Source organism: Bacillus sp. ISL-51 (assembly GCF_018613535.1).
Lineage (GTDB): Bacteria > Bacillota > Bacilli > Bacillales > Bacillaceae > Bacillus.
In genome coordinates this window covers 1-22,717 of record NZ_JAGGQB010000019.1, presented here as the reverse complement: position 1 = coordinate 22,717, position 22,717 = coordinate 1, and the positions used below count along the sequence as shown (strand labels likewise).

Below are 22,717 nucleotides of genomic sequence, written 5' to 3'. Positions count from 1 at the left end.
GGACCGTAGTGCAATCACGAAGGGAGGTTCCAAAATGGCTCGCAGCTTGAAAAAAGGACCATTTGTCGATGGACACTTGATGACAAAAATCGAGAAATTAAATGAAACGGACAAGAAACAAGTTGTAAAAACTTGGTCTCGCCGTTCAACTATTTTCCCACAATTTATCGGTCACACAATCGCAGTCTATGACGGACGTAAACACGTGCCTGTATTCATTTCTGAAGATATGGTAGGCCACAAGTTGGGTGAATTCGCTCCAACTCGTACGTACAAAGGCCACGCTAGTGACGATAAAAAAACAAGACGCTAAGAGAGGAGGCTTTTAAATGCAAGCTAAAGCTGTTGCAAGAACAGTCCGTATTGCTCCTCGTAAAGCACGTCTAGTAATGGACCTGATTCGAGGTAAGCAAGTAGGCGAAGCAGTATCTATCTTGAACTTAACTCCGAGAGCTGCTTCTCCAATCATCGAAAAAGTTTTAAAATCTGCTATCGCAAATGCTGAGCACAACTACGAAATGGACGCTAACAATCTGGTTATTTCTCAAGCATTTGTTGACGAAGGCCCAACGTTAAAAAGATTCCGCCCGCGTGCTATGGGACGTGCGAGCCAAATCAACAAACGTACGAGCCACATTACAATCGTTGTATCAGAAAAGAAGGAGGGATAAGTAGTGGGTCAAAAGGTAAATCCAGTCGGTCTTCGTATCGGAGTCATTCGTGATTGGGAATCTAAGTGGTACGCTGGTAAAGATTACGCTGACTTCCTGCACGAAGATTTAAAAATTCGTGAATACATTAGCAAACGCCTTTCTGACGCTTCTGTTTCTAAAGTAGAAATCGAGCGTGCAGCAAACCGCGTTAACATTACGATCCACACTGCTAAGCCTGGTATGGTAATCGGTAAAGGCGGATCTGAAGTTGAAGCACTTCGCAAAGCCCTTAACAGCCTTACTGGCAAGCGTGTACACATTAACATTCTTGAAATCAAAAGAGCTGATCTTGATGCTCAGCTAGTAGCTGACAACATCGCTCGTCAACTAGAAAACCGTATTTCTTTCCGCCGTGCGCAGAAACAACAAATCCAACGCACAATGCGTGCTGGAGCACAAGGTGTGAAAACAATGGTTTCCGGACGTCTTGGCGGAGCTGACATCGCTCGTTCTGAATACTACAGTGAAGGAACTGTTCCATTGCACACATTGCGTGCTGACATTGACTATGCAACATCTGAAGCTGACACAACTTACGGTAAGCTCGGTGTAAAAGTCTGGATCTATCGTGGAGAGGTTCTTCCTACTAAGAAGAAAACTGAGGAAGGAGGAAAATAATATGTTATTACCAAAACGCGTTAAATATCGCAGAGAGCATCGCGGAAAAATGCGCGGTCGCGCTAAAGGCGGTACTGAAGTACATTTTGGTGAGTTCGGTATCCAGGCTCTTGAAGCATCTTGGATCACTAACCGCCAAATCGAAGCTGCACGTATTGCGATGACTCGTTACATGAAACGTGGCGGTAAAGTTTGGATTAAAATTTTCCCTTCAAAACCTTACACTGCTAAACCGCTTGAGGTACGGATGGGTTCCGGTAAAGGGGCTCCTGAAGGCTGGGTAGCTGTTGTAAAACCGGGCAAAGTTTTATTTGAAATTTCTGGTGTGTCTGAAGAGGTAGCTCGTGAAGCTCTTCGTCTTGCATCACACAAATTGCCAATTAAAACGAAGTTCGTAAAACGTGAAGAAATTGGTGGTGAATCAAATGAAAGCTAATGAAATTCGTGACCTTACCACTGCTGAAATTGAACAAAAAGTAAAGTCTCTTAAAGAAGAACTTTTCAATCTTCGCTTTCAATTAGCGACAGGACAACTTGAAAACACTGCTCGCATTCGTGAAGTGCGCAAAGCTATCGCGCGCATGAAAACTGTGATTCGTGAAAGAGAAATTGCTGCTAACAAATAATCACTGAGGGGAGGTCGTGAGCATGAGCGAACGTAACCAACGCAAAGTTTACCAAGGTCGTGTTGTTTCAGACAAAATGGATAAAACCATCACTGTTGTTGTTGAAACATACAAGAAAGACCCTATTTACGGTAAACGCGTAAAATACTCAAAGAAATTAAAAGCACATGATGAAAATAATCAAGCTAAAATCGGAGACATCGTAAAGATCATGGAAACTCGTCCATTATCTGCGACTAAACGTTTTCGTCTAGTAGAAGTTGTCGAAGAAGCTGTTATTATCTAATAAAGTTCGGAATTCTTTTTCCGAAGGGAGGTAACAAAAATGATTCAACAAGAGACTCGTTTAAAAGTAGCTGACAACTCTGGTGCACGTGAAGTACTGACTATTAAAGTTCTTGGCGGTTCTGGACGTAAAACGGCTAACATCGGTGATGTAATTGTTTGCACGGTTAAACAAGCAACACCAGGAGGCGTTGTCAAAAAAGGTGAAGTCGTAAAAGCTGTTATCGTTCGCACAAAAAGCGGAGCACGCAGAACTGACGGATCATACATCAGCTTCGATGAGAATGCATGTGTTATCATCCGTGACGACAAGAGCCCGCGTGGAACACGTATCTTCGGACCGGTTGCTCGTGAATTACGTGAAAACAACTTCATGAAAATTGTTTCTCTAGCTCCAGAAGTTATCTAATGAATTAAATGCCTTAGTCAAGGAGGTGCGATCAGGATGCATGTGAAAAAAGGCGATAAAGTAATGGTTATCTCTGGTAAAGATAAAGGCAAACAAGGTACGATCCTTGCTGCTTTCCCTAAAAAGGACCGCGTTTTAGTTGAAGGTGTGAACATGGTGAAGAAACACTCTAAACCGACTCAAGCAAACCCTCAAGGCGGTATTTCTAATCAAGAGGCGCCAATTCATGTATCAAACGTTATGCCGCTCGATCCTAAAACAGGTGAAGTGACTCGCGTAGGATACAAAGTGGAAGATGGCAAAAAAGTTCGTGTAGCAAAAAAATCTGGGCAAGTCTTAGATAAATAGTATTTAAAGGAAGGGAGGTCTATCTCATGAACCGCCTTAAAGAAAAGTACAATAAAGAAATTTCACCTGCTTTAATGACGAAGTTCAACTACGACTCTGTTATGCAGGTGCCAAAAATCGAAAAAATCGTAATCAACATGGGTGTCGGTGATGCTGTTCAAAACGCGAAAGCAATCGACAGTGCTGTTGAAGAATTAACGTTTATCGCAGGTCAAAAACCTGTCGTTACTCGTGCGAAGAAATCAATTGCTGGATTCCGTCTTCGTGAGGGAATGCCTATCGGTGCGAAAGTAACTCTTCGCGGAGAGCGCATGTATGATTTCCTTGATAAACTTATTTCTGTATCTTTACCGCGTGTGCGTGACTTCCGCGGGATTTCTAAGAAATCTTTCGACGGTCGCGGCAACTACACTCTCGGTATCAAAGAACAGTTAATCTTCCCTGAAATTGACTACGATAAAGTAACAAAGGTTCGCGGAATGGACATCGTTATCGTAACGACTGCTAACTCTGACGAAGAGGCTCGTGAGCTATTAACTCAAGTAGGTATGCCGTTCCAGAAATAATCAATGAAAGGGAGGCGAAATCGTGGCTAAAAAGTCAATGATTGCGAAACAACAACGTACACCAAAGTTTAAAGTGCAAGAGTACACTCGCTGTGAACGCTGCGGACGTCCGCACTCAGTCATTCGTAAATTTAAACTTTGCCGTATTTGTTTCCGTGAGCTTGCATATAAAGGACAAATTCCTGGCGTGAAAAAAGCCAGCTGGTAATCCCCAAGAAAGGGAAGGAGGTAATTATATAATGGTTATGACAGATCCAATTGCAGATATGCTGACTCGTATCCGTAATGCAAACATGGTACGTCATGAGAAGCTTGAAATTCCTGCTTCTAAATTGAAAAGAGAAATTGCTGACATTTTAAAGCGTGAAGGTTTCATTCGTGACGTTGAGTTCGTAGAAGACAGCAAACAAGGCATCATCCGCGTTTTCTTGAAATACGGACAAAACAACGAGCGTGTTATCACTGGTCTTAAAAGAATCAGCAAACCAGGTTTGCGTGTATACGCTAAATCAAATGAGGTACCTCGCGTACTTAACGGTCTTGGAATCGCGATTATTTCTACATCACAAGGTGTTTTATCGGACAAAGAAGCCCGTGCAAAACAAGCTGGTGGAGAAGTACTAGCATACGTTTGGTAAGAAGTTTAACAAGAATGGAGGTGTTTTAGTATGTCTCGTGTAGGTAAGAAACTGCTTGAGATCCCTTCTGAAGTTACAGTAACGCTGAACGCAGGCAACACTGTAGCTGTGAAAGGACCAAAAGGAGAATTAACTCGTACATTCCATCCTGATATGGAAATCAAAATTGAGGACAACGTGCTTACAGTCGCTCGTCCTTCTGATCATAAGGAGCACCGTGCTTTGCATGGTACGACTCGCAGTCTGCTTGGAAACATGGTTGAAGGTGTATCTAAAGGTTTTGAAAGAGGTTTGGAATTAGTCGGTGTCGGTTATCGTGCGGCTAAATCCGGTAACAAACTTGTTTTAAACGTTGGATACTCTCACCCGGTTGAAATCGTTCCTGAAGAGGGCATCGAAATCGAAGTTCCTTCTCAAACAAAAGTAGTGGTAAAAGGTACAGACAAAGAACGCGTAGGAGCAATCGCTGCTAACATCCGCGCTGTACGTTCTCCAGAGCCTTACAAAGGTAAAGGAATTCGCTACGAAGGTGAAGTTGTTCGCCGTAAAGAAGGTAAATCTGCTAAGTAAGACCGCTTAAAGTGAAGAAAGGAGTGACCTTAGATGATTACGAAAACTAGCAAAAATGCTGCTCGTCAAAAAAGACATGCTCGTGTTCGTGCTAAACTTTCAGGCACAGCTGAAAGACCTCGTCTGAATGTGTTCCGTTCAAACAAACACATTTATGCTCAAATCATCGATGATGCAAACGGCGTTACACTTGTTAGTGCGTCTACTCTCGATAAAGATTTGAACGTGGAAAGCACTGGAGACAGCGCTGCTGCTGCTAAAGTCGGTGAACTGGTTGCGAAACGCGCTGTTGAAAAAGGCGTTTCTGACGTAGTATTTGACCGCGGCGGATACTTATACCATGGACGTGTAAAAGCTCTGGCCGATGCAGCTCGTGAAGCCGGACTGAAATTTTAATAAAAAAAGGAGGGACACATGATTATGCGTCGTATTGACCCAAGCAAATTAGAGTTAGAAGAACGCTTAGTTACGGTTAACCGCGTAGCGAAAGTTGTTAAAGGTGGTCGTCGTTTCCGTTTCGCAGCTCTAGTCGTTGTCGGTGACAAAAACGGTCACGTAGGTTTCGGTACTGGTAAAGCACAAGAAGTACCTGAAGCAATCCGCAAAGCTGTTGAAGATGCGAAAAAGAATTTGATTGAAGTACCAATGGTTGGAACTACGATTCCACACGAAATCATCGGACGTTTCGGTGCAGGCAATATCTTGTTGAAACCTGCTTCTGAAGGTACTGGAGTTATCGCTGGAGGCCCTGTACGTGCGGTACTTGAGCTTGCTGGCGTAGCTGATATCCTTTCTAAGTCTTTAGGTTCTAACACACCGATCAACATGATCCGTGCAACACTTCAAGGTTTAAGTGAGCTTAAACGTGCCGAGGATGTTGCGAAGCTTCGTGGAAAATCAGTAGAAGAACTGTTAGGATAAGGAGGGAACATTAATGGCTAAATTAGAAATTACCCTCAAACGCAGTGTAATCGGTCGTCCGGAAGATCAGCGCGTTACTGTGAGAACACTAGGTTTAAAGAAAACAAACCAAACTGTTGTTCACGAAGATAACGCTGCGATCCGCGGTATGATTAATAAAGTATCTCATCTAGTTTCTGTAAAAGAACAATAAAAATAAACTATAGGCTAAGGAGGTGTCCTAATGAAACTTCATGAATTAAAGCCTTCAGAAGGTTCACGTAAAACACGCAATCGCGTAGGTCGTGGTATTGGTTCTGGTAACGGTAAAACAGCTGGTAAAGGTCACAAAGGTCAAAACGCTCGTTCTGGCGGCGGTGTACGCCCAGGATTCGAGGGGGGACAAATGCCTTTATTCCAACGTCTTCCTAAACGCGGTTTTACAAACATCAACCGTAAGGAATACGCTGTAGTGAACGTAGACAAATTGAACGGTTTTGCGGAAGGAACGGAAGTCACTCCTGAACTTCTTCTTGAGACTGGTGTTATTAGCAAACTTAAAGCAGGAGTAAAGATTCTTGGCAACGGTAAATTAGAGAAAAAATTAACTGTAAAAGCCAATAAATTCTCTGCTTCTGCGAAAGAAGCTGTTGAAGCTGCTGGCGGTACAGCTGAGGTGATCTAACTTGTTTAAGACAATCTCCAACTTTATGCGTGTGAGTGATATTCGGAATAAAATCATATTTACATTACTCATGCTTATCGTCTTTCGCATAGGTGCGTTTATCCCTGTGCCTTATGTTAACGCTCAGGCGTTACAGACACAGAGTTCAATGGGAGTTTTTGATCTCCTTAATACATTTGGCGGCGGTGCGCTTTATCAATTCTCCATTTTCGCGATGGGAATTACTCCTTACATCACTTCTTCCATCATCATTCAGCTGCTTCAGATGGATGTGGTGCCGAAGTTTACCGAGTGGTCTAAGCAAGGTGAAGTAGGCCGCCGTAAATTAGCTCAGTTCACGAGATATTTTACAATCGTGCTTGGATTTATCCAGGCGTTGGGTATGTCATACGGGTTTAATAACTTGGCGAACGGTATGCTGATTGAAAAATCCGGCATATCGACATATCTGATTATTGCTTTAGTACTCACTGGCGGAACTGCTTTTTTAATGTGGCTTGGAGAACAAATTACTTCTAATGGAGTAGGTAACGGAATTTCGATCATCATCTTCGCGGGGATTGTGGCTAGTATTCCGAAAACTGTTGGGCAAATTTATGAGACTCAATTTGTCGGCAGCAGCGATCAGCTGTTTATTCATATTGTAAAAATCGCTTTATTGGTGATTGCGATCCTGGCCGTTATTGTTGGAGTTATTTTTATTCAGCAAGCCGTCCGTAAAATCGCCATTCAATATGCAAAAGGCACAGGTCGTTCACCTGCTGGCGGAGGCCAGTCAACACACCTTCCGCTTAAAGTGAATCCGGCAGGGGTTATTCCGGTAATCTTTGCGGTAGCGTTTCTTATAACGCCGCGGACAATCGCGTCATTTTTCGGAACAAACGATGTGACAAAGTGGATTCAAGCCAACTTTGACAACACACATCCGGTGGGTATGACGGTTTATGTCGTCTTAATTATTGCCTTTACGTACTTCTATGCTTTTGTGCAGGTAAATCCTGAACAAATGGCTGATAACCTTAAAAAACAAGGTGGCTATATCCCGGGGGTTCGTCCAGGGAAAATGACTCAAGATAGAATTACGAGCATTTTGTATCGACTTACGTTTGTGGGTTCTATATTCTTAGCCGTGATTTCCATTCTTCCTATCTTTTTCATTCAATTCGCTGGATTGCCTCAAAGTGCACAAATTGGCGGAACATCATTGTTAATTGTCGTCGGGGTAGCCTTGGAGACAATGAAGCAGCTGGAGAGCCAGTTGGTGAAACGTAATTACCGAGGATTTATGAAAAATTAGAGGAACTGGTTTTATCCATTCCTCTAAATAAGAGAGGACGGGGGAAATCCGAAATGAACTTAGTCTTAATGGGACTTCCTGGAGCCGGCAAAGGCACGCAGGGAGAACGAATTGTTGAGGATTATGGGATACCTCATATCTCAACAGGAGATATGTTCCGTGCTGCTATGAAAGAAGAAACGCCACTCGGACTCGAAGCAAAATCTTATATTGATAAGGGAGAGCTCGTACCTGATGAAGTCACAATCGGCATTGTCAAAGAAAGACTTGGCAAAGATGATTGTGAAAGAGGTTTTCTTCTGGACGGATTTCCGCGAACAGTCGCTCAAGCTGAAGCTCTTGAAGCAATTCTTGAGGAATACGGCAAACCGATTGATTATGTCATTAACATTAAAGTAGATAAAGACTCTTTAATGGAACGTTTGACTGGACGCAGAATTTGCAGTGTTTGCGGCACAACCTATCATTTAGTCTTTAATCCGCCGAAAACGCCGGGTATTTGTGATAAAGACGGAGGAGACCTTTATCAACGGGCAGATGATAATGAGGAAACCGTCTCAAAACGGCTTGAGGTCAACATGAAGCAAACTCAGCCTTTACTCGATTTCTATTCTGAGAAAGGGTATCTTGTCAACGTCAATGGCCAGCAGGACATCAAAGACGTTTACAAAGATGTGAAGGAGCTTCTTGGAGGATTGAGCAAATGATTATCTGTAAGACCCCTCGTGAGCTTAGTATCATGCGGGAAGCAGGGCGAATCGTGGCTTTGACTCATAAAGAGATGAAAAAGCACATTAAACCAGGAATCTCGACAAAAGAATTGGATCAAATTGCCGAACGTTTTATTCAGAAGCAGGGTGCAATCCCATCTTTTAAGGGGTATAATGGGTTTCGCGGGAGCATCTGTGTATCAGTTAATGAAGAACTCGTTCACGGAATTCCCGGTAAACGGATTTTGCGTGACGGTGATATTATCAGCATTGATATCGGTGCTAAATTAAATGGTTATCATGGTGACTCTGCTTGGACTTATCCGGTAGGAAACATCAGTGATGATGATAAACGACTGCTGGAAGTGACAGAGGAGTCTTTATATAAAGGCTTGAGGGAAGCAAAACCAGGCGAACGTTTGTCGAATATTTCCCACGCAATACAAACGTATGTCGAAAATGAGCAGTTTTCAGTTGTTAGGGAGTATGTCGGACATGGTGTTGGTCAAGACTTGCATGAGGATCCGCAAATTCCTCATTACGGTCCGCCAAACAAAGGACCTAGGCTGAAGCCTGGTATGGTTCTCGCTATAGAACCGATGGTTAACGCTGGCAGCCGTTATGTGAAAACATTGGCTGATAACTGGACGGTTGTAACGGTAGATGGGAAAAAGTGTGCTCATTTTGAACATACGATTGCGATTACGGAAACGGGTTTTGATATACTGACAAAAGTCTAGGTGATGAAAGGATTTCCGTGACACATGTTTTTCTCTCCGCACCGGGGCAGATTGTACGTTTACAATTGGTCGGAAGAAAAACCAGCTAGCTGCTGTCAATGGAATGAATATTCATCGCATGTACTAATAGCAGACGGAGAAAAGCGTACATTTCATTCTCCTTAGAAAACGAATATCAATCATTAACCCTTTATGATTGCGTATCTCCGGAAGTTCAGAACAGTATAAACGAAACAGGGCGTGTGACAAACGGATAACTGAGATTTTCTCTTTTGAAATTTGTCAGAGAGCAAGTTACTGATTTGAAGAAGGGAGAACACTTGAATGGCGAAAGACGATGTAATTGAAGTGGAAGGTACGATAGTTGAAACGCTGCCGAACGCGATGTTCAAAGTTGAACTTGAAAACGGCCATACGGTTTTGGCTCACGTATCTGGTAAAATCCGCATGCACTTCATTCGCATTTTACCTGGAGACAAAGTTACGGTAGAATTATCTCCATATGATTTAACTCGTGGCAGGATTACGTACCGTTACAAATAAAGCACTCCGGAAACTGAAGGAGGTTGGAAACACATGAAAGTGAGACCATCAGTTAAACCAATCTGCGAAAAATGTAAAGTTATTCGCAGAAAAGGAAAAGTAATGGTGATCTGTGAAAATCCAAAGCATAAACAAAAACAAGGATAATTAATAAGGAGGTGCCCAGAGAATGGCTCGTATTGCTGGTGTAGATATCCCACGTGACAAACGTGTTGTTATTTCTTTAACATATGTCTTCGGAATTGGCCGCACAACGGCTCAGCAAGTCTTGAAAGAGGCTGGTGTTTCAGAAGATACTCGTGTACGTGATCTTACTGAAGAAGAACTTGGTAAAATCCGTGATGTTATTGACAAACTGAAAGTAGAAGGTGACCTTCGCCGTGAAGTTTCTCTTAACATCAAGCGTCTGATCGAAATCGGAAGCTACCGCGGAATCCGTCATCGTCGCGGCTTACCTGTTCGCGGACAAAACTCTAAAAACAACGCGCGTACTCGTAAAGGTCCGCGTCGTACTGTAGCTAACAAGAAAAAATAAGTAAGGGAGGTACCTAAACAATGGCTGCTGCTCGTAAACAAAACACGCGTAAACGCCGCGTGAAAAAGAATATTGAGTCTGGAATTGCTCATATTCGTTCAACTTTCAACAACACGATCGTTACGATCACTGATACTCATGGTAATGCTATTTCTTGGTCAAGTGCCGGAGCTCTAGGATTCAGAGGTTCTCGTAAATCTACTCCTTTCGCTGCGCAAATGGCTGCTGAAACTGCTGCTAAAGGTTCAATCGAACACGGACTTAAAACTCTTGAAGTAACTGTTAAAGGACCAGGTTCTGGCCGTGAAGCTGCGATACGCGCTCTACAAGCTGCTGGACTTGAAGTTACAGCTATCAGAGACGTAACTCCTGTTCCTCATAATGGATGCCGTCCACCAAAACGTCGCCGCGTGTAATTTGTTTGTATAGATTTTGTGTCCCTGTCAATAATGGGTTATGATACAGTTATTTATGAAACGAATGCACCGACTCGTTGCCTGAGCACATACGGGACTAAACAATGGGGAATTTCGGATGGAATCTCATATGATTCTATTCGAGGTTTCGACGTTTTGAAGGAGGGTTTTAAGTAATGATCGAGATTGAAAAACCAAAAATCGAAACGGTTGAAATCAGCGACGATGCCAAATTTGGTAAGTTTGTCGTAGAGCCGCTTGAGCGTGGATATGGTACAACTCTGGGTAACTCCTTACGTCGTATCCTCTTATCCTCACTCCCTGGTGCCGCTGTAACATCGATCCAGATAGATGGTGTACTGCACGAATTCTCGACAATTGAAGGCGTTGTGGAAGATGTTACAACGATTATCTTGCACATTAAAAAGCTTGCATTGAAAATCTACTCTGATGAAGAGAAGACGCTTGAAATTGATGTACAGGGCGAAGGAACTGTAACAGCAGCTGATATTACACACGATAGTGATGTTGAAATCCTGAATCCGGATCTTCATATCGCGACTCTTGGTGAGAATGCGAGTTTCCGAGTTCGCCTTACCGCTCAAAGAGGACGTGGGTATACACCTGCTGATTCAAACAAAAGAGACGATCAGCCAATCGGCGTGATTCCGATCGATTCAATCTTTACGCCAGTTTCTCGTTTATCTTATCAAGTAGAAAACACTCGTGTAGGCCAGGTTGCAAACTATGACAAACTTACACTTGATGTTTGGACTGACGGAAGCACTGGACCGAAGGAAGCAATTGCACTCGGTTCAAAGATTTTAACTGAACACCTTAATATATTCGTTGGTTTAACTGACGAAGCTCAGCATGCTGAAATCATGGTTGAAAAAGAAGAGGATCAAAAAGAAAAAGTTCTTGAAATGACGATTGAGGAACTCGATCTTTCTGTCCGTTCTTACAACTGCTTGAAGCGTGCGGGCATTAACACGGTTCAAGAACTTGCGAACAAGACGGAAGAAGATATGATGAAAGTTCGCAACCTGGGACGCAAATCACTTGAAGAAGTGAAAGCGAAACTGGAAGAACTTGGACTCGGCCTTCGCAAAGACGATTGACTAGTTTCCATGTGAACTAGGATTTTCGTGTGTTTTTTATTTAGAAACAGCATTCCATTAAAGGAGGGGACATCACATGTCATACAGAAAACTAGGACGTACGAGTTCACAGCGTAAAGCTATGCTTCGTGATCTTACAACAGATTTGATCATCAACGAAAGAATTGAAACAACTGAAACACGTGCGAAAGAACTTCGCTCTGTTGTTGAAAAGATGATCACTCTTGGTAAGCGCGGTGACTTGCATGCTCGTCGTCAAGCAGCTGCATACATTCGCAACGAGGTTGCTAATGAGGAAAATAACCAAGATGCACTTCAAAAATTATTCTCTGACATTGCAACTCGTTATGAGGAGCGCCAAGGCGGATACACACGTATTATGAAGCTTGGTCCTCGCCGTGGTGACGGTGCACCAATGGCAATCATCGAATTGGTTTAATCACATATTTTTGTGTATCTAAAGAAGGGCGGGACAGTTTCTAACTGGATCTATGCCCTTTTTTTAGATACAAGAACTTTTTATAAAGAGATAGAAAAGCAGAGCTATAGCTGAGAGGAGGTCAGGCACCCATGGATCAAAAACAGCTCATATCAGTAAAGGACATCATATTCCGCTACCGCAAAGACGCAGAAAGGCCGGCGCTTGACGGTGTATCTTTGCAGGTATATGAAGGAGAATGGCTTGCCATCGTAGGTCATAACGGTTCAGGTAAATCGACACTGGCCCGGGCGCTGAACGGTTTGATTCTGCCTGAGGCAGGAGACATCCAGGTCGGCGGCATCAAACTGACGGAGGATTCCGTATGGGATGTCCGGAAAAAGATAGGGATGGTCTTTCAAAATCCCGATAACCAATTTGTCGGAACAACGGTTCGCGATGATGTGGCTTTTGGTTTAGAAAACAATGGTGTCCCGCGCGAAGAAATGATTGAGAGAGTAGACTGGGCAGTCCAACAAGTAAATATGCAGGATTTTCTCGATCAAGAGCCGCACCATCTCTCCGGAGGCCAAAAACAAAGAGTTGCGATCGCGGGAGTTATTGCTGCGCGTCCTGATATTGTGATCTTGGATGAAGCGACATCAATGCTTGACCCGATTGGGAGAGAAGAAGTCCTTGATACTGTAAGGAGCTTAAAGGATCAGGGCATGGCCACCGTCATTTCAATTACACACGACCTGAATGAAGCCGCAAAGGCGGACAGAATCATTGTCATGAATGGCGGCAGAAAGTATGCCGAGGGCTCGCCTGAAGAGATTTTTCAATTAAATGAAGACTTGGTTCGAATCGGTCTTGATTTGCCTTTCTCATTCCAGCTCAGCCTGCTTTTGAAAGAAAGCGGACTGGCTTTGAAAGAAAACCATCTGACTCAGGAAGGGCTGGTGAATGAGCTGTGGACATTAAAATCAAAGATGTAGAACATCGCTACCAAATCAAGACGCCGTTTGAACGTCTTGCTCTGTATGATATCAATGCTGTGATCAAAGAGGGCAGCTATGTTGCCGTCATCGGCCATACAGGGTCGGGTAAATCAACGCTTCTGCAGCATTTAAACGGTTTGCTGAGACCTACAAAAGGGCAGCTGGAGCTTGGCGGCACGACTCTGGAAGCCGGTAAAAAGAATAAAGACCTTAAGGCTTTGCGGAAAAAAGTCGGAATCGTTTTCCAATTCCCCGAACATCAGCTGTTTGAGGAAACCGTGCTGAAGGATATCTCGTTCGGCCCTATTAATTTCGGGGTCAAAAAAGAAGCGGCTGAACGGAAGGCAAAAGAGATGCTGCAGCTTGTGGGTCTTCCTGCTGAGATCTTGGATCGGTCTCCGTTTGAATTGAGCGGAGGGCAGATGCGCAGAGTTGCGATCGCCGGCGTTCTCGCGATGGAACCGGAAGTTCTGGTTTTGGATGAGCCGACGGCAGGTCTTGATCCGAGAGGGCGCCAGAAGATTATGGACATGTTTTATGAGCTTCATCAGCGAGGCAATCTGACAACCGTCCTCGTTACCCATAGTATGGAGGACGCGGCCCGCTACGCTGACGAGATGATCGTCATGCATAAAGGAACCATTAAAGCGACGGGAAGTCCGCGTGATTTGTTTGCCAATGATGAAGAAATGGCTGAGATGGGTCTGGATCTCCCAGAAACGATCAAATTTCAGAGACGGCTGGAGGCCTCGCTGGGAATGGCATTTAAGGAGCCCATGCTGACGCTTCAAGATGCTGCTGCTGAAATTAAGGCTCTCTTTCAGGAGGAAAAAGACCAATGATGGATAGCATGATTATCGGTAAGTATGTTCCCGGATCATCGCTTATTCACCGCCTGGATCCGAGAACAAAACTTGTCAGCATTTTTCTGTTTGTATGTATCGTTTTCTTGGCAAGTAATGTGCAGACCTATGCCTTGCTTGGTTTATTTACTTTCGGAGTTATCGCTTTAACACGTGTGCCGTTCGGATTTTTGCTGAAGGGGCTTAAACCGATTATCTGGATTGTGGCGTTTACGTTTTTACTGCATATTTTCATGACGCATGAAGGGCCTGTGCTTGTTCAGTTTGGCTGGTTTAAAGTATATGAGGGAGGACTTGTTCAGGGGATCTTTATTTCTCTCCGTTTTGTTTACCTCATTTTCATGACTACGCTGCTGACGTTAACAACGACGCCGATCGAAATCACTGACGGTATGGAACGGCTGCTGAACCCTTTTAAAAAGGTAAAGCTTCCCGTTCACGAGCTCGCTCTGATGATGTCGATTTCATTGCGGTTTATCCCGACGCTGATGGAAGAAACAGATAAGATCATGAAGGCGCAAATGGCGAGGGGAGCAGACTTTACCAGCGGTCCTGTGAAAGACAGGATAAAAGCGGTTGTTCCGCTGCTCGTCCCGCTTTTTGTCAGCGCCTTTAAACGGGCGGAAGAGCTCGCGGTTGCCATGGAGGCGAGAGGATATCAGGGCGGCGAAGGACGAACGAAATACAGAAAGCTTGTTTGGAGCGGAAAGGATACCGGAGCGATCCTGAGCCTTATTGTATTAGCCGCTTTATTGTTTTTCTTAAGAAGTTAGAGGTGCTGCTGTATGAGAATGAAATGTACCATTGCTTATGACGGTCATTTATTTAACGGATATCAGATTCAGCCCGGAAAACGGACCGTTCAGAATGAACTCGAAAAGGCGCTGGCCGTCATTCACAAATCAGATGACAGAGTGCCTGTCGTCTCGTCAGGGCGGACGGACAGCGATGTTCACGCAGCAGGACAGGTCATTCATTTTGATACGCCGCTGTCTATTCCAGCTGAGAAATGGCCGTTCGCGCTGAATGCACTGCTTCCTGATGATATTGCCGTCAAAACAGCAGAAATTACGGATGATGGGTTCCATGCACGATTTAGCGCAGTCCAAAAGGAATATCGCTACTTTGTATATACGGAGAAACACCCGGACGTATTTAAACGGCATTACGCTTACCATTTTGCATATCAGCTCAATGTGCAGAAAATGATAGAGGCTTCGGGCTATCTCATAGGAACACATGATTTTACAAGCTTTTGCGCGGCTGACACTGCGGTTCAGGATAAAGTCAGGACAATTTATGAGCTGGACTGGACCGAAACGGAGGACGGCCTGCAAATGCGGATCACGGGAAACGGGTTTCTCTATAATATGGTCAGAATTATTGCCGGAACTTTACTGGAAACAGGAGCTGGAAAATTTTCTCCTGAGGATGTAAAAGCGATGCTGGAAGCGAAGAATCGTGAAGCCGCAGGGCGCACCGCACCGGGACACGGGCTGTATTTATGGAGCGTTTGCTATGACAACTAAACCAGGTGTAACATTTTCTTGACAGAGTCTGCATAAAGTTATAAGATATCATATGGTATGTATTTCAACCCCACGATAAGCCCCGGAACTTATTGTGTTGTGAAATAGAACGTAACAGAAGTTTATGAAAAAATGACAGATCATTTAGGAGGGAATTAAATGCGTACAACACCTATGGCTAACGCAAGTACTATTGAACGCAAGTGGTTAGTTGTTGATGCAGCAGGCAAGACTTTAGGACGTCTTTCTACAGAAGTTGCATCTATCCTTCGCGGAAAACACAAACCGACTTACACACCCCACGTTGATACTGGAGATCATGTGATCATCATCAACGCTGAAAAAATCGAGTTAACTGGTAAAAAGTTAACTGATAAAATCTACTACCGTCACACTATGCACCCAGGCGGTCTGAAATCAAGAACTGCTCTTGAAATGCGTACAAACTACCCTGAGAAAATGCTTGAGCTTGCTATCAAAGGCATGCTTCCAAAAGGTTCTCTAGGTCGTCAAATGTTCAAGAAATTGAACGTATACCGTGGTTCTGAGCATCCACACCAAGCACAACAGCCTGAAGTTTACGAACTTCGCGGTTAATTAAAAGGGAGGTTACCAATTTGGCACAGGTTCAATATTACGGTACTGGCCGTCGTAAAAGCTCTGTAGCGCGTGTTCGCTTAGTTCCAGGAGAAGGCCGTATCGTCGTTAATAATCGTGAAATCACTGATTTCATTCCATCTGAAGCATTAATCGAAGATATTAAACAACCGTTAACACTTACTGAAACAGCTGGAAGCTATGATGTTTTAGTAAACGTTAAAGGCGGCGGCTTCGCCGGACAATCTGGCGCTATCCGTCACGGTATCGCTCGTGCGCTTCTTGAAGCAGATCCGGAGTACCGTTTGACGCTTAAACGCGCTGGACTTCTTACTCGTGATTCAAGAATGAAAGAACGTAAAAAATACGGTCTTAAAGGCGCTCGTCGCGCACCTCAATTCTCAAAACGTTAATCGTTTTGGAACCAAAAGCCACAACTTCATTGTTGTGGCTTTTTTGTATATTTTTCTCATTTGATGAAGGGTATTCAACGTTCTTCTAGAATTGTTTGTTATACCCTATTCATTAAGATTAAGGAGCGCAGTTATAAATGAATAAGTTAGTCATACATAACAGCAAGGCATGGGATAAAAAAGTGGAATTGGGCAATGAATGGACGGTTGCTGTTGACTCACGTATTATTGAAAATGCAAAAAAGGGCAATTGGAGCATCAGAATGACTCCCGAAAAGGATGTTCCGAGGGAGTGGTTCCCTTCTCCAGATGGTTTGAAAGTTCTTTGTCTCGCTTCAGGAGGGGGACAGCAAGGCCCGGTGCTGGCTGCTGCGGGAGCCGATGTCACCGTATTCGATAATTCGGAAAAACAGCTTGCACAGGACAGGGAGGTCGCTGAGCGGGAGGGGCTGACTCTCCGAACTGTGAAAGGCAGCATGAATGATCTTAGCTGTTTTGATGATGAGACATTTGATTTTATCGTGCATCCGGTATCAAATTGCTTTATTGATGATATTCTTCCCGTCTGGAAAGAAGCCTATCGTGTGCTGAAGAAAGGCGGCACTTTGGTTTCCGGATTTGTGAATCCAGTCGTGTTTTTATTCGATATCGATCTGGAGCAGGAAGGTGTGTTAAAAGTAAAGTATTCCATTCCATTTGCTGACGAAAAGGATTTAACAGAGGAAAAGGTAAAGGAACTTATTGAAAATAAAGAAGCGCTTGAATTCGGACATTCGTTAGAAAATCAAATAAAGGGCCAAATTGACGCGGGCTTCATTGTTTCCGGATTTTATGAGGACAAGGGCGGTTTTGTATTGGATGAATACATTAATACGTATTCCGTGACAAGAAGCTTAAAGATATAAAAAAACAGCATCCCTTCAGAGATGCTGTTTTTTTGCGGCTTTCTGACGCGGGCGGCTGATCACATTAGCTGAAACCGGCTCTATCCCGATTTCTCTGGCCCAAACCGACAGCTGTCCCATATGGTGAATTTCATGCGCAAGAATGTGGCGGAGAATATCTTCTTTAGAAAAGGTTTGGTTCATCCAACCCGGTTTAACGAGATCAACTCCTCTGCCGGAGACTGCATCAATGACATCCTCTCGATACTGTTCAGAAAGCTTTCTAAGATCCTCAATGCTTGTAAAATCAGACTCCACGGGTAAAACATCATCTTTACCTAAAATTGCACGCGCCCAGCTGAGCTCGACGTCGATGATATGAAACAAAGTCCGCAAGATGCTCCCCATTCCGCCTGTCCGCGGTTTCGTCAGCTCTTCTCGGCTCAGCTTCTCACATACCGTAAACCACTCATCCCGCACCGTCCAATTGTATTGAAACAGCTTTTTCATAACCATCACCTCTGCTCTTTATTCTTTTATTTATCATGAAACTCCTTCATTTGGGAGCATTTCCACTATCAACAAAGCATGCTTTTTCCTTTTTACTTCAAAATAACAGTAAAAAGGAGCGTGCATGGCAATGGCAGAGGTATTATCTTTTTTAGATGTGAAACGGCAGAAGGATTTTGAGTTTGAGAAGAATTTACTCAAGGAACTTTCCCTTACGAAAATTATCCAATCCGTTAAAGCGTGTCTGACCCCGTTATTTCCCTTTCTGCAGGACGAACAAGGATTTCTGAGTGAGGGATGTATTGATTTTGCAATTGAAGCGTATTTATTAGGCGGCAGATTCGGCGTCTTCGGTTATTATGGGGAGTCTATGCAAAGGGCTAATGCCCGGTCGGCAAAGGAAGAGGAAGAATTGAGTTTCGACTTTTTTGAATATCTTTGCAGTTGGACGCATGAACAATACTCATTCATTGAACAAAGAGAGATATACGAAGCGTCATGCCGATTTATTAAAAGCTGGTGGACGGAAGGGTTTCTGGAAAGAGAAAAACAATGTAAGCTCCGCATGAGGTAATCATAATTTCTGCCCCTGTCCCATATTTATTAATAACGGGGACAAGCGGGAGGGAAAGGTATGAGAAAAAAGCTGAAATGGCTCGGTTTTTTACTTGGCTTTATCATATTATTGTTTTTATTTCGATTTCAATTTCATAATGATGATTCCTGGAGACCGTGGAGCCTGCCGCTGAGCGGGAAAATCATTTATCTTGATCCCGGACACGGCGGACCGGATGGAGGAGCGGTGGGAGGTAATAAGCTGGAAAAGGATATTACGCTGGAGGTGGCATCAAGGGTAAGGGACTATTTACAGGAACAGGGTGCACTGGTCGTGATGACGAGAGAAACTGATACAGACTTAGCCCCTGAAGGAATGAAAGGGTACAGCAGACGCAAGGCGGAAGATCTGAGAAAACGCGTAGAACTCATCAACCATTCAGAGGCAGAGCTGTACGTCAGCATTCATCTAAATGCCATACCGTCGCCGAAATGGAGCGGATCGCAAAGTTTTTACTATGGAAAATACGAAGAAAATGAAAAAGTGGCAAAATATATTCAAGACGAGCTGAGAATCAATTTGGAGAATACAACAAGGAAGGCCAAACGGATACACGGTATTTATTTAATGCAAAATGCGACAAAGCCGGGAGCGCTCGTGGAGGTCGGATTTTTATCCAATCCTGAAGAAGCCAAGAAGCTCGGCCAGCCTAAATACCAGGATAAAATCGCATCCTCTGTGTATAAAGGCATATTGAGATACTTCACAGAGAAAGGAGACCCTCCGGAGTAAGGAGGGTTTTTCGCCGATTCTGCATTTAATATATGGTATAATACCATTTGTAAACGAATACACAAAGGGTGAGGGTTCGATGATAAGAGAAGATGAAGTAAGAAATCTAGTCGGAAAAATGCGCGAACCTTTTCTTCATAGACCTCTGGGAGAATTGGATGCTGTTAAGGAAGTAAAGGTAAAGCCGGAAAAACGGCACGTCAGTGTGAAAGTCGCGTTGGCTAAAACGGGGACGGCTGAACAAATGAATATTCAGCAGGAAATCGTGTCCGTTCTTAAAGAAGCGGGAGCAGAAACTGTCGGACTTCGGTTTGAAGAATTGCCGCAGGAAATATTGGCGAAATTCAGCCAGCCGGCAGCTGAAAGCAAAACCCTGCTGAATAGAGACCATCCGCCGGTCTTTCTTGCGGTAGCGAGCGGAAAAGGCGGTGTCGGCAAATCCACCGTATCTGTCAACTTGGCAATTTCTCTTGCGCGACTCGGCAAAAAAGTCGGATTGATTGATGCTGATATATATGGCTTCAGTGTGCCTGATATGATGGGCATCACGGTTCGTCCGACAGTGGAAGGAGAAAAACTTCTCCCTGTCGAAAGGTTTGGAGTAAAGGTTATGTCGATGGGATTTTTCGTGGAAGAAAACGCTCCCGTTGTCTGGAGAGGCCCGATGCTCGGCAAGATGCTGAACAATTTCTTTCATGAGGTTGATTGGGGAGACGTAGATTATATTGTTCTTGACTTGCCTCCTGGCACGGGAGATGTTGCGCTGGACGTTCATACGATGCTTCCGAGCTGTAAGGAGATTATCGTATCAACGCCGCATCCTACAGCTGCATTTGTAGCAGCCAGAGCAGGTTCAATGGCAATCAAGACGGATCACGAAGTTGTAGGGGTCATTGAAAATATGGCGTACTACGAAAGTGCAAAAACCGGCGAAAAAGAATATGTCTTTGGCCAAGGCGGAGGAGATAAGCTGGCGGAGGAATTGAATGTGCCGCTGCTCGGCCGAATTCCGTTAAAACAGCCTGATTGGGATAAAGACCACTTTGCACCGTCTGTGTATGACAGAAGCCACCCGATCGGCGACATTTATATGGGCATCGCTCAAAAAGTGATTGAAAAAACAGCTGCTGATCAGTAAAAAGGGGACCGGGATCATGCGGCCCCGGTCTTTTATTGGCTTTCCTTTCCAGAGCTTGAAGCTGCTTTTTTCAATTCATCTTCGAATTGTTTTTTGAAAAGCGGGCTGGAAAGGGTCTCTGTGATGACTTCTTCTAAATAGCTGCGGAATTTTTGGCTTTTAGCCAGTTCGTTGTATTTTTTGTCCATTCCGGGGTCTTGCATGATCTGCATGAAACTTTTCTGGTAATCGGGATCCTTCATCAGTTTTTTGATAATTTTTTCATGCTCAGGCTGCAATGTTTTAGCAAAGCTTTCCGCAAATTTTGAGTCTTCAAAGATGGTTTTCCAAAACTCCGCGCCTTTTTTAGAGGTGAGGGTTTTCTCTATTGTACTTTTGATTGCATTCTGATCAATCACCAATGCCTCATTCATCGCATCATCATTCAATATTTCCTTAATTGCTTTTTTTCCATCATCAGTTTTTAATATATCGACAACCATTTTTTTAGTTTGGTCATAATCCATATCCGCTGCTTGGTCTTTTGGAGCACAAGCTGTTACAGATAACACAACAAAACAGCTTATCAATAGCGTTTTGGCTTTTGACATGCATAAGCTCCTTTCCATACTTGTTCTTACTTTTAATATGATTCATCGGAATGGATTTATACATAACAAAATATCGCTGAAGTCAGGGGGATGAATAAGAGATGAAAAGCCGCGGGCTCGTTCGATTTTTCTTTTCGATTTTAGCTGTTGGCGCTCTTATTACAAGCGTCGTGGGATTTGCGCTGAAATGGGGAGAATATAAGGGATTCTTTTTGAATTTTGAAGCCGGTCAGATTTTCTCCGTTCTGATTTGGTTTATTGGGGTGGGGATGATCTTCAGTGTGATCAGCCAAATGGGTTTCTTCGTATTTTTAACGGTGCACCGTTTCGCATTGGAGATCCTAAGGTCAAGCTCGCTATGGAACTTGCTTCAGCTGTTTATCATTCTGTTTGTTGCTTTTGATTTAATGTATGTCAGATTTTTATTTTTCGGCGAGCGGGATGATTCGATTGCAGGATTCGTATGGCTGCCGCTGGCGCTGCTTGCGGTTGGTTTAATGACGGCGTATATAAAACAAAAGCAGTCCTCAAAAAATACATTTGTTTCATCATTGTTTTTAATGGTGGTCATTACGGCGCTTGAATGGGTTCCTGCTTTAAGAGTGAATAATGAGGACTGGCTTTATTTAATGCTGATTCCGCTGATGGGCTGTAATGCATTCCAATTATTAATGCTCCCGAAGTTTGCCCGGAGGTAGTTATTTCACCTCTGAAGATTTGACGTCGGTATTTGCGATAAGATTACCGACTGTCACATTTTTTAATCCCTTTTCCTTTAACTCGCGGATAATAGCGGGTAATGCTTCTTCCGTTTGTGTTGCGGAATCAGATGCGTGCAGGAGAACGATGTCGCCGCCTTTTATTTTGCTGTTTACATTTTCAATGATTTTATCAGGGCCGGGATTTGTCCAGTCCTGTGAGTTAATGCTGTAATGAACAACTGTATAACGGTACTGCTGAGCAATGGTAAGGACTTTTTTATTAAATTGTCCGGTAGGCGGGCGCAATAAGTGCACGTCTTTCACTCCTAATTTTTTAAAAGCTGTCTGAGCGCGGAGGATATCTCTTTTTATTTCCTGATCCTCTAAATTGACATAGTTCTTATACGCATATCCCATGCTTCCGATTTGATGCCCGTCTTTTATAATGCGTTCTACAGTATCAGGATGCCGTTCCGCCCAAGATGCCGACAGAAAAAAAGTGGCGTTTTTAATGCCGTTTGCTTTTAATGCGTTTAAAATCGGGACGGCCTTCTCGTCACCCCAGCTGATATCAAATGTAAGTGCGACTTCGCGGGCTTTTGTTTCGCCTTTAGAAATCGCCTTCGGACCGTTATCAGTTAAAAATACGGGAAGAGGGACGGCTCTCTGTATATAAAAAAAGCTGGCTGCTGCAAATGCGGCGATGACAATAATGAGTAACTGTTTGATCCGTTTAATATGCCACACATAGAAGTGGTTCACTGATGACGCCTCCTTATCTTGTCCATGCTTGCTTACATCGTATGTAGCTGTACTGATGAATATAACGATTTATGGCTTTTAAAAAAAATGAAGAAAAAGCCTTGCTTTATAGAGAGAAAGCATGGTATATTATTATTCGTCGCTGATGAACAGCTGACAACAACAAAATGCTTCAAAAACAACATGGAAAAAGTTGTTGACATAAAAGAAGCGAAATGTTACTATAATAAAGCTGCTTCAATA

39 protein-coding genes are annotated in these 22,717 nt (G+C 43.6%); 36 read left to right on the top strand and 3 right to left on the bottom strand.

All coding sequences use genetic code 11. From position 1 onward, the window contains the following. The first annotated feature begins 34 nt into the window (after window positions 1–34). The 32 genes from rpsS (at window position 35) to J7E26_RS17355 (ending at window position 17,446) form a co-directional block, all read left to right on the top strand. A complete protein-coding gene (gene rpsS / locus J7E26_RS17510) occupies window positions 35–313 on the top strand; it encodes a 30S ribosomal protein S19 (RefSeq protein WP_003156472.1) in 279 nt (92 codons plus the stop codon). 16 nt (window positions 314–329) lie between these two features. Continuing rightward, a complete protein-coding gene (rplV, locus tag J7E26_RS17505; protein ID WP_003156475.1) occupies window positions 330–671 on the top strand; it encodes a 50S ribosomal protein L22 in 342 nt (113 codons plus the stop codon). Between the two features lie 3 nt (window positions 672–674). After that, on the top strand, window positions 675–1,331 hold the full coding sequence (gene rpsC, locus J7E26_RS17500; RefSeq protein WP_003328281.1) for a 30S ribosomal protein S3: 657 nt from the start codon (window positions 675–677) through the stop codon (window positions 1,329–1,331). A gap of 1 nt (window position 1,332) precedes the next feature. Then, complete coding sequence (gene rplP / locus J7E26_RS17495; RefSeq protein WP_003225801.1) at window positions 1,333–1,767, top strand: 50S ribosomal protein L16; 435 nt, start codon at window positions 1,333–1,335, stop codon at window positions 1,765–1,767. After that, window positions 1,757–1,957 carry a 50S ribosomal protein L29 gene (gene rpmC / locus J7E26_RS17490; protein WP_003156482.1) on the top strand — a complete coding sequence of 67 codons (201 nt, stop codon included), beginning with the start codon at window positions 1,757–1,759 and terminating at the stop codon, window positions 1,955–1,957. Before rplP ends, rpmC begins: the two co-directional genes overlap by 11 nt. Before the next feature lie 22 nt (window positions 1,958–1,979). Continuing rightward, window positions 1,980–2,243 (top strand): 30S ribosomal protein S17, encoded by a 264-nt coding sequence (gene rpsQ / locus J7E26_RS17485; RefSeq protein ID WP_016935900.1) that lies wholly within the window; start codon window positions 1,980–1,982, stop codon window positions 2,241–2,243. Window positions 2,244–2,282: 39 nt separating this feature from the next. Next, window positions 2,283–2,651: a 50S ribosomal protein L14 gene (gene rplN / locus J7E26_RS17480; protein WP_017695830.1), complete on the top strand. Its 369-nt coding sequence runs from the start codon at window positions 2,283–2,285 to the stop codon at window positions 2,649–2,651. A 36-nt stretch (window positions 2,652–2,687) separates the two neighbouring features. Continuing rightward, window positions 2,688–2,999: a 50S ribosomal protein L24 gene (gene rplX / locus J7E26_RS17475; RefSeq protein ID WP_003156486.1), complete on the top strand. Its 312-nt coding sequence runs from the start codon at window positions 2,688–2,690 to the stop codon at window positions 2,997–2,999. Window positions 3,000–3,025: 26 nt separating this feature from the next. Beyond that, on the top strand, window positions 3,026–3,565 hold the full coding sequence (gene rplE / locus J7E26_RS17470; protein WP_003156487.1) for a 50S ribosomal protein L5: 540 nt from the start codon (window positions 3,026–3,028) through the stop codon (window positions 3,563–3,565). A gap of 22 nt (window positions 3,566–3,587) precedes the next feature. Continuing rightward, a complete protein-coding gene (gene rpsN / locus J7E26_RS17465) occupies window positions 3,588–3,773 on the top strand; it encodes a 30S ribosomal protein S14 (RefSeq protein WP_003156488.1) in 186 nt (61 codons plus the stop codon). 31 nt (window positions 3,774–3,804) lie between these two features. Further along, window positions 3,805–4,203 (top strand): 30S ribosomal protein S8, encoded by a 399-nt coding sequence (gene rpsH / locus J7E26_RS17460; RefSeq protein WP_214803908.1) that lies wholly within the window; start codon window positions 3,805–3,807, stop codon window positions 4,201–4,203. A 30-nt stretch (window positions 4,204–4,233) separates the two neighbouring features. After that, window positions 4,234–4,773, top strand: coding sequence for a 50S ribosomal protein L6 (gene rplF / locus J7E26_RS17455; protein ID WP_214803910.1), 540 nt, complete (start codon window positions 4,234–4,236; stop codon window positions 4,771–4,773). Window positions 4,774–4,806: 33 nt separating this feature from the next. Beyond that, window positions 4,807–5,169 carry a 50S ribosomal protein L18 gene (gene rplR, locus J7E26_RS17450; protein ID WP_061521279.1) on the top strand — a complete coding sequence of 121 codons (363 nt, stop codon included), beginning with the start codon at window positions 4,807–4,809 and terminating at the stop codon, window positions 5,167–5,169. 24 nt (window positions 5,170–5,193) lie between these two features. Then, window positions 5,194–5,694: a 30S ribosomal protein S5 gene (gene rpsE, locus J7E26_RS17445; protein ID WP_003328273.1), complete on the top strand. Its 501-nt coding sequence runs from the start codon at window positions 5,194–5,196 to the stop codon at window positions 5,692–5,694. Window positions 5,695–5,707: 13 nt separating this feature from the next. Beyond that, window positions 5,708–5,887 (top strand): 50S ribosomal protein L30, encoded by a 180-nt coding sequence (gene rpmD / locus J7E26_RS17440; RefSeq protein ID WP_003156497.1) that lies wholly within the window; start codon window positions 5,708–5,710, stop codon window positions 5,885–5,887. A gap of 30 nt (window positions 5,888–5,917) precedes the next feature. After that, window positions 5,918–6,358: a 50S ribosomal protein L15 gene (gene rplO / locus J7E26_RS17435; protein WP_061521278.1), complete on the top strand. Its 441-nt coding sequence runs from the start codon at window positions 5,918–5,920 to the stop codon at window positions 6,356–6,358. 1 nt (window position 6,359) lies between these two features. Beyond that, window positions 6,360–7,655, top strand: coding sequence for a preprotein translocase subunit SecY (secY, locus tag J7E26_RS17430; protein ID WP_214803912.1), 1,296 nt, complete (start codon window positions 6,360–6,362; stop codon window positions 7,653–7,655). 53 nt (window positions 7,656–7,708) lie between these two features. After that, window positions 7,709–8,362 (top strand): adenylate kinase, encoded by a 654-nt coding sequence (locus J7E26_RS17425; protein WP_214803914.1) that lies wholly within the window; start codon window positions 7,709–7,711, stop codon window positions 8,360–8,362. Beyond that, on the top strand, window positions 8,359–9,105 hold the full coding sequence (gene map / locus J7E26_RS17420) for a type I methionyl aminopeptidase (RefSeq protein ID WP_214803916.1): 747 nt from the start codon (window positions 8,359–8,361) through the stop codon (window positions 9,103–9,105). The genes J7E26_RS17425 and map overlap by 4 nt, the downstream gene beginning before the upstream one ends. A 324-nt stretch (window positions 9,106–9,429) precedes the next feature. After that, window positions 9,430–9,648, top strand: a complete 219-nt coding sequence (infA, locus tag J7E26_RS17415) for a translation initiation factor IF-1 (RefSeq protein WP_003156508.1) — start codon at window positions 9,430–9,432, stop codon at window positions 9,646–9,648. Between the two features lie 33 nt (window positions 9,649–9,681). Further along, window positions 9,682–9,795, top strand: coding sequence for a 50S ribosomal protein L36 (rpmJ, locus tag J7E26_RS17410; RefSeq protein ID WP_003156543.1), 114 nt, complete (start codon window positions 9,682–9,684; stop codon window positions 9,793–9,795). A gap of 22 nt (window positions 9,796–9,817) precedes the next feature. Next, a complete protein-coding gene (gene rpsM / locus J7E26_RS17405; protein ID WP_003156545.1) occupies window positions 9,818–10,183 on the top strand; it encodes a 30S ribosomal protein S13 in 366 nt (121 codons plus the stop codon). Between the two features lie 20 nt (window positions 10,184–10,203). After that, window positions 10,204–10,599 carry a 30S ribosomal protein S11 gene (gene rpsK, locus J7E26_RS17400; RefSeq protein ID WP_003156547.1) on the top strand — a complete coding sequence of 132 codons (396 nt, stop codon included), beginning with the start codon at window positions 10,204–10,206 and terminating at the stop codon, window positions 10,597–10,599. A gap of 176 nt (window positions 10,600–10,775) precedes the next feature. Continuing rightward, entirely contained in the window at window positions 10,776–11,720 is a 945-nt protein-coding gene (locus J7E26_RS17395; protein ID WP_003156549.1) for a DNA-directed RNA polymerase subunit alpha, read from the top strand. A 76-nt stretch (window positions 11,721–11,796) separates the two neighbouring features. Then, window positions 11,797–12,159, top strand: coding sequence for a 50S ribosomal protein L17 (gene rplQ / locus J7E26_RS17390; protein ID WP_003156550.1), 363 nt, complete (start codon window positions 11,797–11,799; stop codon window positions 12,157–12,159). Between the two features lie 131 nt (window positions 12,160–12,290). Then, window positions 12,291–13,136 (top strand): energy-coupling factor ABC transporter ATP-binding protein, encoded by an 846-nt coding sequence (locus J7E26_RS17385; protein WP_214803918.1) that lies wholly within the window; start codon window positions 12,291–12,293, stop codon window positions 13,134–13,136. Beyond that, window positions 13,112–13,981, top strand: a complete 870-nt coding sequence (locus tag J7E26_RS17380; RefSeq protein ID WP_214803920.1) for an energy-coupling factor ABC transporter ATP-binding protein — start codon at window positions 13,112–13,114, stop codon at window positions 13,979–13,981. Before J7E26_RS17385 ends, J7E26_RS17380 begins: the two co-directional genes overlap by 25 nt. Continuing rightward, on the top strand, window positions 13,978–14,775 hold the full coding sequence (locus J7E26_RS17375) for an energy-coupling factor transporter transmembrane component T family protein (RefSeq protein ID WP_214803921.1): 798 nt from the start codon (window positions 13,978–13,980) through the stop codon (window positions 14,773–14,775). The genes J7E26_RS17380 and J7E26_RS17375 overlap by 4 nt, the downstream gene beginning before the upstream one ends. 12 nt (window positions 14,776–14,787) lie before the next feature. Then, a complete protein-coding gene (gene truA / locus J7E26_RS17370) occupies window positions 14,788–15,531 on the top strand; it encodes a tRNA pseudouridine(38-40) synthase TruA (RefSeq protein ID WP_214803924.1) in 744 nt (247 codons plus the stop codon). Window positions 15,532–15,690: 159 nt separating this feature from the next. Then, on the top strand, window positions 15,691–16,128 hold the full coding sequence (gene rplM, locus J7E26_RS17365; protein ID WP_013350824.1) for a 50S ribosomal protein L13: 438 nt from the start codon (window positions 15,691–15,693) through the stop codon (window positions 16,126–16,128). A 20-nt stretch (window positions 16,129–16,148) separates the two neighbouring features. Then, window positions 16,149–16,541, top strand: coding sequence for a 30S ribosomal protein S9 (rpsI, locus tag J7E26_RS17360; protein WP_061521269.1), 393 nt, complete (start codon window positions 16,149–16,151; stop codon window positions 16,539–16,541). Window positions 16,542–16,678: 137 nt separating this feature from the next. Then, window positions 16,679–17,446, top strand: a complete 768-nt coding sequence (locus J7E26_RS17355; protein WP_214803926.1) for a class I SAM-dependent methyltransferase — start codon at window positions 16,679–16,681, stop codon at window positions 17,444–17,446. Window positions 17,447–17,461: 15 nt separating this feature from the next. Here the strand turns inward: J7E26_RS17355 and J7E26_RS17350 are convergent, their stop codons facing one another. Next, window positions 17,462–17,935, bottom strand: coding sequence for a DinB family protein (locus tag J7E26_RS17350; protein WP_214803928.1), 474 nt, complete (start codon window positions 17,933–17,935; stop codon window positions 17,462–17,464). Window positions 17,936–18,065: 130 nt separating this feature from the next. Between J7E26_RS17350 and J7E26_RS17345 the strand changes: the two genes are divergently transcribed. The 3 genes from J7E26_RS17345 (at window position 18,066) to J7E26_RS17335 (ending at window position 20,421) form a co-directional block, all read left to right on the top strand. Next, on the top strand, window positions 18,066–18,509 hold the full coding sequence (locus tag J7E26_RS17345; protein ID WP_214803930.1) for a DUF2521 family protein: 444 nt from the start codon (window positions 18,066–18,068) through the stop codon (window positions 18,507–18,509). A gap of 60 nt (window positions 18,510–18,569) precedes the next feature. Next, a complete protein-coding gene (gene cwlD / locus J7E26_RS17340) occupies window positions 18,570–19,283 on the top strand; it encodes an N-acetylmuramoyl-L-alanine amidase CwlD (RefSeq protein WP_214803932.1) in 714 nt (237 codons plus the stop codon). 79 nt (window positions 19,284–19,362) lie between these two features. Next, entirely contained in the window at window positions 19,363–20,421 is a 1,059-nt protein-coding gene (locus J7E26_RS17335) for an Mrp/NBP35 family ATP-binding protein (RefSeq protein ID WP_214803934.1), read from the top strand. A 32-nt stretch (window positions 20,422–20,453) separates the two neighbouring features. Here the strand turns inward: J7E26_RS17335 and gerD are convergent, their stop codons facing one another. Beyond that, complete coding sequence (gene gerD, locus J7E26_RS17330) at window positions 20,454–21,011, bottom strand: spore germination lipoprotein GerD (RefSeq protein WP_214803936.1); 558 nt, start codon at window positions 21,009–21,011, stop codon at window positions 20,454–20,456. A 101-nt stretch (window positions 21,012–21,112) separates the two neighbouring features. Here gerD and kbaA point away from each other — a divergent pair, with 101 nt between their 5' ends. Then, window positions 21,113–21,709, top strand: coding sequence for a KinB-signaling pathway activation protein (gene kbaA / locus J7E26_RS17325; RefSeq protein ID WP_214803938.1), 597 nt, complete (start codon window positions 21,113–21,115; stop codon window positions 21,707–21,709). On the opposite strand, the gene pdaB is transcribed toward kbaA, so the two are convergent. Then, window positions 21,710–22,474 carry a polysaccharide deacetylase family sporulation protein PdaB gene (gene pdaB, locus J7E26_RS17320; protein ID WP_214803940.1) on the bottom strand — a complete coding sequence of 255 codons (765 nt, stop codon included), beginning with the start codon at window positions 22,472–22,474 and terminating at the stop codon, window positions 21,710–21,712. Between the last annotated feature and the right edge of the window lie 243 nt (window positions 22,475–22,717).